The 270-nt window shown below is 68.9% G+C and carries 1 protein-coding gene; it reads right to left on the bottom strand.

What is annotated here, in order from left to right:
- Positions 1-270 (bottom strand): hypothetical protein (locus tag G3576_RS31110; RefSeq protein ID WP_207623128.1); only part of this gene is annotated, 270 nt, incomplete at both ends.

Consider the following 270-nt stretch of genomic DNA (forward strand, 5'->3'; position numbering starts at 1 on the left):
CTGGCCCGCTCCAGCAGGAAGGCGAAGAGCTCGGTGTGCGCGAAGATCCGCGTCACCAGCTCGCAGTCCTTGAGGTTGTAGCGCGCCAGCGCCGGCTTGTCCTCGGCGAACCGGCGCAGGATCTCGTCCAGACGCTGGTAGGGAGTGTCGATGGCCTTGCCCTCGCCGAGCAGCGTCTGCGCCACGTGCTCCAGGCTGAAGGAGGGAAAGTGCCAGGTGGCCGAGCGCAGCGCCTCGATGCCGTCGATGATCAGCCGGCCCGCCGCCGAG

Source organism: Falsiroseomonas algicola (assembly GCF_011040385.1).
GTDB lineage: Bacteria > Pseudomonadota > Alphaproteobacteria > Acetobacterales > Acetobacteraceae > Falsiroseomonas > Falsiroseomonas algicola.